The sequence below is a fragment of the Proteus cibi genome (assembly GCF_003144405.1).
Taxonomy (GTDB): Bacteria; Pseudomonadota; Gammaproteobacteria; order Enterobacterales; family Enterobacteriaceae; genus Proteus; species Proteus cibi.
In genome coordinates this window covers 74619-87102 of the sequence record NZ_PENW01000031.1, presented here as the reverse complement: position 1 = coordinate 87102, position 12484 = coordinate 74619, and the positions used below count along the sequence as shown (strand labels likewise).

The 12484-nt window shown below is 37.2% G+C and carries 17 protein-coding genes; 5 read left to right on the top strand and 12 right to left on the bottom strand.

All coding sequences use genetic code 11. From position 1 onward, the window contains the following. The first annotated feature begins 80 nt into the window (after positions 1-80). Together ubiT and DK865_RS15780 are read left to right on the top strand one after the other, a co-directional pair. The gene (ubiT, locus tag DK865_RS15785; protein WP_006535669.1) at positions 81-614 is read left to right on the top strand and encodes a ubiquinone anaerobic biosynthesis accessory factor UbiT; all 534 of its coding nucleotides are present in this window, start codon (positions 81-83) and stop codon (positions 612-614) included. Continuing rightward, complete coding sequence (locus DK865_RS15780) at positions 608-1111, top strand: GNAT family N-acetyltransferase (protein ID WP_023583559.1); 504 nt, start codon at positions 608-610, stop codon at positions 1109-1111. Before ubiT ends, DK865_RS15780 begins: the two co-directional genes overlap by 7 nt. Before the next feature lie 13 nt (positions 1112-1124). On the opposite strand, the gene DK865_RS15775 is transcribed toward DK865_RS15780, so the two are convergent. Next, on the bottom strand, positions 1125-1409 hold the full coding sequence (locus DK865_RS15775; protein ID WP_109392330.1) for a GIY-YIG nuclease family protein: 285 nt from the start codon (positions 1407-1409) through the stop codon (positions 1125-1127). 287 nt (positions 1410-1696) lie between these two features. Here DK865_RS15775 and DK865_RS15770 point away from each other — a divergent pair, with 287 nt between their 5' ends. Continuing rightward, positions 1697-1948, top strand: a complete 252-nt coding sequence (locus tag DK865_RS15770; protein ID WP_036914682.1) for a YdgH/BhsA/McbA-like domain containing protein — start codon at positions 1697-1699, stop codon at positions 1946-1948. Between the two features lie 114 nt (positions 1949-2062). Beyond that, positions 2063-2503 (top strand): YhbP family protein, encoded by a 441-nt coding sequence (locus tag DK865_RS15765; RefSeq protein ID WP_023583556.1) that lies wholly within the window; start codon positions 2063-2065, stop codon positions 2501-2503. Positions 2504-2606: 103 nt separating this feature from the next. Here the strand turns inward: DK865_RS15765 and DK865_RS15760 are convergent, their stop codons facing one another. The 9 genes from DK865_RS15760 to argF form a co-directional block, all read right to left on the bottom strand. After that, the gene (locus DK865_RS15760; RefSeq protein WP_228407804.1) at positions 2607-2891 is read right to left on the bottom strand and encodes a hypothetical protein; all 285 of its coding nucleotides are present in this window, start codon (positions 2889-2891) and stop codon (positions 2607-2609) included. Positions 2892-3052: 161 nt separating this feature from the next. After that, positions 3053-3262, bottom strand: coding sequence for a hypothetical protein (locus tag DK865_RS15755; protein WP_023583554.1), 210 nt, complete (start codon positions 3260-3262; stop codon positions 3053-3055). A gap of 26 nt (positions 3263-3288) precedes the next feature. Continuing rightward, positions 3289-3753 carry an anaerobic ribonucleoside-triphosphate reductase-activating protein gene (nrdG, locus tag DK865_RS15750; RefSeq protein ID WP_036914677.1) on the bottom strand — a complete coding sequence of 155 codons (465 nt, stop codon included), beginning with the start codon at positions 3751-3753 and terminating at the stop codon, positions 3289-3291. Positions 3754-3757: 4 nt separating this feature from the next. Further along, entirely contained in the window at positions 3758-5896 is a 2139-nt protein-coding gene (nrdD, locus tag DK865_RS15745) for an anaerobic ribonucleoside-triphosphate reductase (protein WP_109392329.1), read from the bottom strand. Positions 5897-6240: 344 nt separating this feature from the next. Further along, positions 6241-6627: a RidA family protein gene (locus DK865_RS15735; protein ID WP_004246200.1), complete on the bottom strand. Its 387-nt coding sequence runs from the start codon at positions 6625-6627 to the stop codon at positions 6241-6243. A gap of 324 nt (positions 6628-6951) precedes the next feature. Further along, a complete protein-coding gene (gene pyrI / locus DK865_RS15730; protein ID WP_006535648.1) occupies positions 6952-7410 on the bottom strand; it encodes an aspartate carbamoyltransferase regulatory subunit in 459 nt (152 codons plus the stop codon). A 13-nt stretch (positions 7411-7423) separates the two neighbouring features. Further along, a complete protein-coding gene (gene pyrB / locus DK865_RS15725; protein ID WP_023583551.1) occupies positions 7424-8359 on the bottom strand; it encodes an aspartate carbamoyltransferase in 936 nt (311 codons plus the stop codon). Then, entirely contained in the window at positions 8359-8529 is a 171-nt protein-coding gene (locus tag DK865_RS18680; RefSeq protein WP_162556637.1) for a hypothetical protein, read from the bottom strand. Before DK865_RS18680 ends, pyrB begins: the two co-directional genes overlap by 1 nt. 178 nt (positions 8530-8707) lie before the next feature. Further along, positions 8708-9712 carry an ornithine carbamoyltransferase gene (gene argF, locus DK865_RS15720; RefSeq protein WP_109392328.1) on the bottom strand — a complete coding sequence of 335 codons (1005 nt, stop codon included), beginning with the start codon at positions 9710-9712 and terminating at the stop codon, positions 8708-8710. A gap of 184 nt (positions 9713-9896) precedes the next feature. Here argF and rraB point away from each other — a divergent pair, with 184 nt between their 5' ends. Beyond that, positions 9897-10331 carry a ribonuclease E inhibitor RraB gene (rraB, locus tag DK865_RS15715; protein ID WP_036914673.1) on the top strand — a complete coding sequence of 145 codons (435 nt, stop codon included), beginning with the start codon at positions 9897-9899 and terminating at the stop codon, positions 10329-10331. A gap of 108 nt (positions 10332-10439) precedes the next feature. On the opposite strand, the gene DK865_RS15710 is transcribed toward rraB, so the two are convergent. Together DK865_RS15710 and DK865_RS15705 are read right to left on the bottom strand one after the other, a co-directional pair. Next, on the bottom strand, positions 10440-11309 hold the full coding sequence (locus DK865_RS15710) for a pirin family protein (protein WP_023583547.1): 870 nt from the start codon (positions 11307-11309) through the stop codon (positions 10440-10442). A 660-nt stretch (positions 11310-11969) separates the two neighbouring features. After that, positions 11970-12137, bottom strand: a complete 168-nt coding sequence (locus DK865_RS15705; RefSeq protein WP_036914671.1) for a YhfL family protein — start codon at positions 12135-12137, stop codon at positions 11970-11972. Positions 12138-12484 lie beyond the last annotated feature (347 nt).

Below are 12484 nucleotides of genomic sequence, written 5' to 3'. Positions count from 1 at the left end.
CTGAATATTGATATAGGATCGCAGAATATCTGTCTATATCTGGCACAATAGCCCGTAATTTTCTTTATAGGAGTCCGAACGTGTTTAACAAAATTCGTACCCACTTGGTTAAAGAGGGACCTCGTTTTTTACGTTATCCCTTACAAGTCACCCCATTTGCCTTGCAACGCGACATCTTAGAGCAGTTTTTAAGTTGGCAGTTTCGTGAATCGTTAGCGGAAGGTGATTTACACTTTTTAGAAGATAAGTGGCTGAAAGTAGAAATAAGAGACTTACATTTACAGTGGTTTATCAGTGTTCGTGATGATAAATTAGTGGTCAGTCGCTTAGAAAAAGAAGATGTCAGCTTTAGTGGAAATGCTAATGATCTTATTTTAATTGCTGCTCGCAAAGAAGATCCTGACACCTTATTTTTCCAACGTCGTCTACAAATTGAGGGTGATACAGAACTTGGGTTATATGTTAAGAACCTGATGGACGCAATTGAATTAGACTCAATGCCATCTGTGTTGCGTTTTGGTTTATTACAACTGGCTGAATTTGTAAAAAGTGGACTTCAAGAAGAAAAAGAAGACACTCTACATAGCCATGAACTGAGCTCAACTTCATGCTAATACGTGTTGAAATTCCCGTTGATATTCCAGCTATTGATAACCTTTTACGTCAAGCATTTCCTACCGGTGCAGAAGCTGATTTAGTGGGACATTTACGAGAAGAGGGACTGCTGACATTAGGTATGGTCGCAGTCGATGATGAAGGTCACGTTATGGGTTACATTGGCTTTACACCGGTTGATATTGATGGTGTAGATTGCCAGTGGGTAGGGCTTGCGCCTCTTGCTGTTGCACCTGATTTCCAGAACCAAGGTATTGGGCGCCAACTGATTAATGAAGGGTTAGATAGCCTAAATGAATTTGGTTATGGCGCCGTGGTGGTATTAGGTGAGCCAGCATACTATCAAAAGTCAGGCTTCATTCCTGCAAAATCACAAGGGTTGCATTGCAAATGGCCTGATACAGAAGAGGCATTTCAGTTCTATGCTCTCGATAATGGTAATGTTGAGAATATTCATGGTTTAGTGAATTTCTCGCCATTATTTGATGAGGTTTAATCGAACAGGTAGCCTATCGTGTTAAATACAACACAATGTCTGAAGGCTGGTCTTTGATCAGCTTTTCTTTTTGTATTTTTTTTAATTGTTTTAATTGGTATTCAAGTTGAGATGCACGTTGCCGAGAGCCTATTTGGCAATGAAACTCTAATAACAATGGTCCTTTCCCTTTCAGTGCTTTAGCACCGGTTCCATTCTGGTGTTGAGTAAAACGTCGCTCAACATTTGTCGTGATCCCTGTATAAAGATAGCCAAGACGATTTCTAACAATATAGAGTGACCACACTGTATCAGTCATCATTTTTTCCTTTTCGTGCTACTTTCTCTTTTGATAAATAATATTTCTTAATTTTTGAATTGAGTAATTTATAGCTTTATTAAAATGAAATCTATTAAGCATATCAATATGTTGTGAAATATTTGTGACAGAAAGATTTGTTATTTATAAAATAATATTCAAATTTTTTGAAAATGAACAGCAATTATTGCTAATTTTAAAGTTAAATTAAAGCGCATAATATGATCCACATCACAGAGAGACACTCCGCGATACCTAACAAAATTAGAATTTATTTGGAGTTTATTATGAAAAAATCTACATTAATCGCTGCTACATTAGCTTTAAGTGCTGTTTCATTTGGTTCATTTGCATCTGATAGTGTATCAAAAAGCCCTTCAGTTAATGGTGAGTATATCACAATCACTGGTAGTGATACTCTGGATGGTTTAACCACCAAAATTGCTCAAATCGCAAAAGATGAAGGCGCAAAAGGTTTTAAAGTTGTTGGCGCAACAGGTGATGATTATCTCACTGTAAATGCTGAGATTTATCGTTAATTTTAACTGATTGCGATAAATAACCTGTAATAAGAGACACGCGGTAAGACGCTCGTTTTGATGATATAATTATCACCTAAACAGCGTCTCTTTTTGTATCTAAACAGGTATATTATGTCTTCTCTAGACTCGATCAAAATAATTAAACAATATATACGTAATAACCATGTATTTACCTTATGTACAACGTGTTCATTAGAGGATATTTGGTGCGCAAATTGTTTTTATTGGTTTGATGAAAATCAGATGAGGCTTGTTTTTCTTTCTGAAAAGAAAACGCGTCATGCTCAAATGATGCAGAAAAATTTATTTGTTTCAGGAAGTATTAGCACACAAGAAATTGCAGTATCCGATCTGCAAGGGATTCAATTTACAGGTTCGGTTGCTTTATTGGCTGGTAAGGACGACATCAACGCAAGAAAACATTATTGTTTACGCTTTCCTGTCGCATTAGCCGCCATCCAGGTGCCTTTATGGGAATTACAATTACAAGAAATTAAGATGGTCAATAATCAATTAGGTTTTGGTACTAAGCTCTATTGGCAACGTGATTAAGCTGATTGTTTTTCTCCAATTTCTTTTATTCCCAAAAGTAATGATTTTTCTGTTCCCACCCTTTTAAAGACATACATGAGGTATAGAAGGTTCTTCTGTCTTCTTAATTGATGTCTTCAACATAGCTTTCTGTCATTGGGACACGTTCAGTGTAGGTTTTTTTATCACCACAGTGGTCTTTATCATCTTTTCGACACGTCTTTTGCACATCATGATAAACGGTACGTTGTAGCACTTCTTTGCGGATAGGGTAGCGAGTATTAGCATCAAGATCGCAAATGAGCTTTGCTTCTTGTAATGTGTAATCGGATATACCTTTGGGTTCCCAAGTACTGCTGCAACCCGACAGTAAAACCATTGAAAATAAAGGGAGGAGTGCTAATTTCATATCAAATATCATCATAAAAAGAATAGTCAAGAGAGTTAATAATAAAACAAAACTAATTACTTTGACTATCTTTTTTGAAAATGATTCGCATTTGATAACGGACGTGATTAGGTCAGAGTGGTAAGAGAAAAAAGCCCATTATATAAATGGGCTTTTAAGGATTACTCAAATGATGAAAGATTTTTTTCTATCTCAGCATCTATTTCAGTATGCTGGAGATGTTTAGCACCGAGTTTCTTTTTCAATTCGGTGCCTAGCTTCACGAGTTGTTCTCGGTTCGCTTTAGATTGCTTCTTACCCCATTTTTTTAAATGGTAGTTCAGTTCATGATCTTCAGAAAAGCTTACATATTTATTATCACTTAAAGGCATACATCCTCCAGTTAATTCAATGTGTATTATTTCAATTTATGGATCACCTGATTACTACTACCACGCCACAGTAATGCGGGATCATAAAGTTCTTGTACGAACTTCCCATCAATCAGTACGTTAATATGGTTAACGACTTCTTGCTGCTCTGGGGTTAAGTCAGCCAGTAAGTAGCCAGTCCAAACCCAAATATCTTTATCAGGGCATTCCGTTTTAATACGTAGTACCAATTTTAATATAGCAGAAAGATTTTGAGGGTGTAGAGGATCGCCACCTGAAAGTGATAATCCTTGTCGTTTAATCCGACTGTCTTGGAGATCAGCGATGATCTGATCTTCCACTTCTTGTGTAAATGGCTTGCCTGACGTTAATGACCACGTTGATTTGTTATAACAGCCTCGGCATTGGTGTATGCACCCTGCAACGAACAGGGTGCAACGAGTACCTGGGCCATTGACCACATCAACAGGGTAATATTGATGATAATTCACACTGTTAACCTAACTGACCATTTGCTAGATGTTTCACACGACGCTTAACTTCTTCTTGTTTACCTGCATTAAATGGACGTGAGTCTGGGCTGCCTAAATATCCACAGACACGACGAATAACAGAGACTCTTGCAGGGTTGTGATTACCACAACGAGGACAAGTAAAACCTTTACTGGTACAAGCAAACTCACCTGTAAAACCACAGTCATAACACTCATCAATTGGCGTATTAGTGCCATAGTAAGGAACTCGGGTATAGCTATAATCCCAAACATCTTCTAAGGCTTTGAGGTTATGTTGTAGGTTAGGGTATTCGCCATAACAGATAAAACCGCCATTAGCTAAAGGAGGATAAGGCGCTTCAAAGTCTAATTTATCGTATGGGTTTACTTTCTTTTCAACATCTAAGTGGAAGCTGTTGGTGTAATAACCTTTATCTGTAACACCAGGAATAATGCCAAATTCAGCTGCATCTAAACGACAGAAGCGATCACATAAATTTTCACTTGGTGTGCTGTAAAGGCTAAAGCCATAACCAGTCTCCGCTTTCCACTGATCTGTAGCTTCACGTAGACGATTGATAATCGCTACGGCTTTTTCTCTTAAGGTCTCGTCGTCAAAAACGTGTGTTTGAGTGCCAAACAGTGCATTAATGGTTTCATGGACACCGATATAACCTAATGAGATTGAGGCTCTGCCATTTTTAAAGATTTCAGCCACATTATCATCTGCTTTTAAGCGAACACCGCACGCTCCCTCCATATAAAGGATTGGGGCAACACGTGCTTTGACGTTTTCTAAACGTGCAATGCGTGTCATCAGTGCTTTTTTCGCTAATTCGAGGCGATCATCAAGTAGTGACCAGAATGTCGCTTCATCACCTTGTGCTTCAATAGCAATACGCGGTAAGTTTAGGCTGATAACACCTAGATTATTACGACCTTCATGGATCATCTCACCATTTTCTTCGTAAACACCTAAGAAGCTACGGCAACCCATTGGCGTTTTAAATGACCCCGTTACTTTAACGACTTGATCGTAATTTAAGATATCGGGATACATGCGTTTACTTGCACATTCAAGAGCAAGTTGTTTGATATCGTAATTAGGATCACCAAATTTATGGTTTAAGCCATCTTTAATGGCAAAAACGAGTTTAGGGAAAACGGCTGTTTTTCGATTTTTTCCTAAACCTGCCATACGATTTTCAAGTATAGAGCGTTGAATTAAACGTGCTTCTTTTGACATGCCAAGGCCAAAACCAAAAGTGACAAAAGGTGTTTGTCCGTTAGCAGTATGTAGTGTATTAACTTCATACTCTAAAGATTGGAATGCGTCGTAACACTCTTTTTCAGTGCGTGCATTAGCATAAGCTTCTTTATCAGCAATTTGCCATTCTTGCGCGACTTTATAGTGTTTGTCATAACTTGATTTTACAAACGGCGCTAATACTTCATCGATACGATTTATCGTCGTACCGCCATAAATATGGCTTGCCACTTGTGCGATAATTTGTGCAGTTACGGCTGTTGCTGTTGAAATGGATTTTGGCGGTTCTATTTCCGCATTTCCCATTTTAAAACCATTGTTTAACATGCCTTTAAGGTCAATCAGCATACAGTTAAACATAGGGAAAAACGGTGAATAATCGAGATCATGATAATGAATTTCGCCACGCTCATGAGCGAGTACCACATCTCTTGGCAGGATATGCAATTTTGCGTAATGTTTAGCCACTATACCCGCAAGTAAATCACGCTGGGTAGGGATAACCTTACTGTCTTTATTCGCATTTTCATGCAGAATAGAGACATCACTTTGTTCGATAAGACCTCGGATTTCCTGAGTTAGTCTTCCACGTTGCTCACGAGCAACATCTCGGTCATGACGGTATTCAATATAGGCTCTGGCGACATCTTTATGCTCACCAGCCATCAGCTGATTTTCTACGGCGTCTTGGATCTCACGGATATCGACATTCGAACGTCCTGCGAGAGATTGTGAAACAGATTGAGCGACGGATACGCAATAATCATCATCAGTGATCTCACAAGCTACGGCGGCTCTTTTGATAGCATCGCTGATGCGGGTTTGGTCAAAAGAGACTTTACATCCGTCTCGTTTTATCACTATGGTTTTCACAATCTTGCTCCTTAACTATTTATCCACAGGCTCAAATCCCATAAAAACAGGTGATGGCACAGCATTCAGGCTTATTGTGGATAAGATGTGTATAATTACTATATGTTGTATGTCGATATGTATTAAAGCACAATATATAGTAATTGAAAGGGAAATAATCTTCATTAAAACTGATCTACATCAAGGTATTTTTGCTACATCAGGCATCAAGAGGGATTGGCAGAATTGTAAATATGTGCCAAAAACAGAAGTGATAAATTATTCATCAAAAAGTGAGAACATAAAAAAAGCAAAGTGCTCATAAAGAGACCTTTGCTTTTTTATAGCTTGCTATTGAGACGAAATTAACGGATAGCGATAACTTCGATTTCTACTTTTGCATCTTTTGGTAAACGTGCAACCTCGACACAAGAACGTGCTGGGAATGCAGCGTTATGCTCTTTAAAGAAAGCTTCATAAGCGGCATTGATTGTACCAAAATCGTTTAAATCTTTAACGAAAACAGTAGTTTTAATAATATTAGCGACAGTTAAACCCGCTTTTTCAATAATCGCTTTCACGTTTTCTAAAGATTGACGTGCTTGTTCTGCTGCATTGTCAGAAACAAATTCACCTGTAGCCGGATCAACAGGTAATTGACCTGATGTAATGACTAAATTACCTAAATCAACACCTTGCACATAAGGGCCGATCGCTGCAGGGGCTTTTTCGGTATTAATCTCGTAAGACATGTATAACTCCTGTTTTTATAAGATTGACGCTAACGTTGGGTTAGCACGTTGCCATTATAGCCAGCGGATAGTATTAGCAATATGATAGATATCAGGCTTTATCATAAAGTCTATGCAGATAAAAAGAAAATGAACGTAGAGTTTTTTTGCGTTTTGACGCTATTTTTAATCCACCAAAATGGTGAAATTATAGCAATATTTTTTATAAAAAAGAGAAAATAGACTATTTCTATTTTTAGTGAAAATAGTATTGGGGATCTTAAGAGGTTATTATTCTATTTTTATAAAAAACTATCTGCTCTTGCGAGCAGATAGTCAAAAGAATTAACGAATAACCGCGTGGCGTTCGAACTCTTTTTCACAGTACTTGCAGGTTAATACAACATCTGAGGCCAGTTTTTTGACACGAAAACTACTTTGTACTGGCTCGTTATGGCTAATACAGTTGCTATTAGGACAAGGCACCACATCTTCAAGTAGTTCAGGCAAGCTTAATGCCATCTTATTAACGACTTGATAATCATCGATAATATTTACAGTTGCTTGCGGTGCATACATCGCTAAACGGTTTGCTTGCTCAGAGGTTAAAAAGACATTTTCGATTTTAATTAAGTCTTTCTTACCTAAATTTTCTGAAGGTAAATTAAAACCTACTGTTATTCTTTCATCAGTTTCTGTTAAACGAAACAAGGAGAGAATTTTAAAGCCCACCTGCGCTGGAATATGATCAATAACAGTCCCACGTTTGATAGCTTCAACTTTTAGTTTGTGATCATGTGTCATGGTGTGCTCCTTATTAAAGAACTAAGTTTTTATTCAGAACTAAGGCAAGTAATGCCTGACGTGCGTAGATGCCGTTGCCTGCTTGTTGGAAATAATAAGCGTAAGGGGTTTTATCTACATCTGTCGTAATTTCATCAATACGTGGGAGTGGATGTAAGATCTTGAGGTTGTCTTTTACATTCACTAAATCTGCGCTAGTTAAAACAAATTGTGCTTTTACATTCGCGTATTCAGATGGATCTAAACGCTCTTTCTGTACTCGTGTCATATAGAGAATATCCAGTTCTGGCATCACTTCATCTAAGGTTTCATGTTGGCTATATTCAACGCCATTTTCTTCCAGCAAGTGAAGGATATGCTCTGGCATCGCAAGTACTTTAGGGGCGATAAAATAGAGATGATTGCCTTTAAACTTCGCTAATGCTTGTGCCAGTGAATGCACTGTTCTGCCATATTTTAAGTCACCAACCATCGCGATATTGAGATTATCTAAGCGACCCTGTGTCTCTTGAATGGTAAACAAATCCAGTAAAGTCTGTGTTGGATGTTGGTTGGCACCATCTCCTGCATTAAGTACGGGAATATCACCCGCAAACTCAGAAGCTAAACGCGCTGCACCTTCTTGAGGATGGCGAATAACAATGGCATCCGCGTAAGTGCGAAGAACCGAAATAGTATCTGCTAATGTTTCGCCTTTTTTCCCCAAGGATGTGTTGCTTCCATCAGAAAAACCGACAACTGATGCACCTAAACGGTGAATAGCTGTTTCAAATGATAAGCGAGTACGTGTTGATGCTTCAAAAAAGCAGCTCGCAATCACTTTGTCTTTCAACAATTCGTTATTAGGTTGCTGTTTTAGTTTGTTAGCAACGTGAAGAACAGACTCCAAATCTTCCCTGTCCAGATCATTGATGGAGATAATATGCTTTTGGTAGAGCGGATTAGTCATTAGAGTTCTCCTTTAGCGATGAATTGTGCGATAGATGGTTTTTTATAGGCCAAAAAAAACCCCTCAATAAGAGGGGTTTTAAAAAATTGGGCTATTGGAAAAAAGAGAATGCGCTTGCGACCAGTTAAGGTGCTTGTTTTTGTTACTAATTGGAATAGGCGCTGTTTCATCTTTCCTCCTGACAAATTGTGGCGCATTATACGCATCTTAGTGTTGTGCGCAAGCGTTTGCTTTTGTTTTTTGCAAAAAAATTTTTTTTAATTTAAAAATCAATAAGCTTGAGGTAAAACGAAGAAAACACCTATTTTTTCATAAATAAAAAATAGGTGTTTTGCATGATTATGTATTTTAGAAAGGATTTGCAAGGGTCGCAACCATCACCGCTTTTATGGTATGAAGACGATTTTCGGCTTCATCAAACACAATGCTGTGTTTCGATTCAAAAACCTCATCAGTGACTTCAAAACCACCATATAGGTTAAATTCTTCCGCTAATGCTTTACCCATCGTTGTTTCTTCGTCATGAAAAGCGGGTAAACAGTGAAGGAATTTAACGTCTGGATTGCCGGTTAATTTAATGACATCCATATTGACCTGATAAGGCTTAAGTAAAGCAATTCGCTCTTTCCAAACTTCTTTGGGTTCGCCCATAGAAACCCAAACATCAGTGTAAAGAAAATCAGCGTTTTTGACGCCTTCAGCGACATTTTCAGTTAGCGTGATATTTCCACCATTTTTCTTGGCAATCTCTTGGCATTGAGCAACTAAACTTGCTTCTGGCCAACATGCTTTAGGTGCAACTAGACGTAAATCCATACCCGTTAATGCAGCCGCTTCCAGCATGGTATTTCCCATGTTATTACGAGCATCACCAAGGTAAGCAAAGGTAGTTTCTGATAACGGCTTGGTTTGATGTTCAGTAATAGTGAGTAAATCGGCTAATAACTGTGTGGGGTGAAATTCATTGGTTAAACCATTCCAAACAGGTACGCCTGAATATTGGGCAAGGGCATCTACCGTTTTTTGTCCGTAACCCCGATATTGAATACCCTCATACATACGGCCTAATACTCGAGCAGTATCTTTTATCGATTCTTTATGTCCAATTTGGCTTCCGCCCCCTAAATAAGTCACTCTAGCGCCTTGATCAAAGGCAGCAACTTCAAATGCACAACGGGTACGTGTTGAATCTTTTTCAAAAATCAGTGCGATGTTTTTTCCAGTAAGATATTGAATTTCTTGACCTGATTTTTTGGCTTTTTTCAGTTGTGCTGACAATGTAAGCAGTTGCTGAATCTCTGCAGGTGAAAAATCAAGTAAACGTAAGAATGATTTTTGATAAAAAGGGTTCATAGAGTGATATCCTGTTATTGAATTTATATTCAATTTATATCAATAAATATTCATCATCAACCCCTAAAGGAAAACTTTTAATTTAAACAGTCTGCGATAAGGGCAGCATATTAAGTATGGAGTGTTGATTCGCCCTGTGGGAGAATGAATAAGATACCTTTTCAGACTATTGCGGAGCATGATTATGGCGGACAGCAAAGAATTAGCAGAACAACGTGAAGAAACACGTCTTATTATTGAAGAATTACTGGAAGATGGCAGTGATCCTGATGCACTGTATGCCATTGAGCACCATATTTCTTGTGAAAATTTTGAAACCCTAGAAAAAGCAGCAGTTGAAGTCTTTAAATTAGGCTACGAAGTGACTGAGCCTGAGGAGATCGAAGTCGAATCAGGTGAGATCCTAGTTTGTTTTGATGCGGTAAGTGAAAGTGGTTTGAATGCTGAACTTATTGATGCCCAAGTTGAGCAATTAATGAATTTAGCTGAAAAAATGGGTGTCTATTACGATGGTTGGGGGACTTATTTTGAAGATCCTGACGCAGAGTATGATGATGAAGAAGGTGAAGACGAAGACGGCGAAGAAGAAGAGTCTGATAAGTCATCACGCTTACATTAATTTTTGCTAAATGTTGTCCCTTGTACTTGATTTATCAGTGCAAAATAATAGCACCAGCCACAAACGTATTGCTTTGTGACTGGTGTTATTGGTTTTAGGGGAAAGCCATTACTCCATTACACCAAATTTGCCATTGTCATAATCATCAAAAGCTTGTTGTAACTCTTCTTGTGTGTTCATCACAAAAGGCCCTTGTCCTGCAATAGGTTCATTAATCGGCTCACCCGTTAGAATTAAAACAATGGTGTTACCCATTGATTCTAATGTCAGCGTATCGCCATGATTATCTAACATCACCATATCGTGTTGACGTGCAATTTCACTGTCATTGATATGTATTGCTCCTTTTACCACAAACAACATTGCATTATGACCTTCAGGAATACGGTAATGTGACACACCCGCGTGATTTAAACGCAGATCCCACACATTTAGCGGTGAGTAGGTCATTGCCACACCTTGTGTATTGGCGTAATCCCCCGCAATCACTCTGACATAACCTTGGTTATTTGGTAATTCAACGTGAGGGATATCTTCTGCTTTCAGCGCCTGATAACGAGGCTGTGTCATTTTGTACGTTGTCGGCAGATTCACCCAAAGTTGCACCATTTCCAATACACCACCCTCTTTGGTCATTTTTTCAGAATGATACTCTTTATGCAAAATGCCAGAAGCCGCGGTCATCCATTGCACATCACCTGCACCGATAGTGCCGGCATGACCTTTAGAGTCATGGTGAGAGACTTCGCCTTGATAAGCGATTGTCACAGTTTCAAATCCACGATGCGGATGCGCGCCGACACCACGGGCATTGGTAACAGGTTTAAACAGTGTTGGTTCAGCATAATCCATCAGCAGAAACGGGCTATGTTTCTCACCATTTTCCTGATAGGAAAATAAGGTGCTGACTGGAAAGCCATTACCTACCCAGTGTGAATTTGGCGCCGAATAAATATGATTAATCTGTCTGATAGTCATGATTGTTCTCCGAGTTTAGGAAAGAAACCGCAATAACCAAGACACAGAAGGAGGTAATACAGATTATTGCGATTTCTTAATGAAGCTGATCATAATGTGTTCGCAAGATGAACAAAATAGGGGGAATTTGTTGATGGTGTTCAAAAAAAATGAATGATGTTTAAAAAAGAAAATAAATAGGAGTATTGATTGAATGGGTAATAGTCTTTCATTTTATTGATAAATTATACTTCTTTTAGTTAACTTTATATTTTCTTAAGGTATATATTAAATTTTTAGAGAATTATAATAATTCTATTTTTCATTACCTCTACATTTTTATATATTTCATATATGAAACATTGTTTTTAACCAAATATTTAATTTTATTCTTTGAATATAAAAATCTAAAGTTAGATAAATATAAAAATAACGTGACGATAATAATCTTGTAGTTATATGTCATATAAGATTACCTAAAATAGATTTCATTAATGGTTAATTTAATCTATCTTGCATTGAAATGGAAACACTAAGCTCTGATTTATGATGATGATGATGAGAAAGAAATGAGAGTTGCGAAAAACAAGTAAAATATAAGACATGAAAAATAAAAACTACACTCTTTCTTAGCAACAATAAGTCAGAATGTAGTTTATTAATACGTTTATTTCTTAAATCTTATTTGCTTGTGTCGCCACAACCGCCAATGATTTTAGAAATAGAAACTGCTGGATGCAGTAAGTAGTCGTAGTTACAGTCTTTTTCTTTATTGTATACGCTACCTGTACAACCAGTCATTACAGTAATTACAGAAGCAATAAGTGCAATTTTAACAAAGTTTTTCATGAAAAAATTCCTTTTAAATTTTAGAGTTATAAAAGCCAACGCATGACTTTATCTGCATAAAGATATTAAATTAGCTATAAATAGCAATATAAAAAAATCTCTTTTTTAAAATACAAAATAAGATAAATGATATTTTATTTAAGAAGGGGATTCTCATTATCTAGAGTGAAATGAAAAACAATTTAAACTTGTGAGTTTTAATAAAATTTAAGATAAAAATTATCATTGATAATATTTTGATGATAATTAATTAAGAAATTAATTGTGAAAATAAGCATAAAAATATACTGTATTTATATCATTTTGATAAACAGAATTTGTGTTAATAGATGCTATTTATTGTTAAT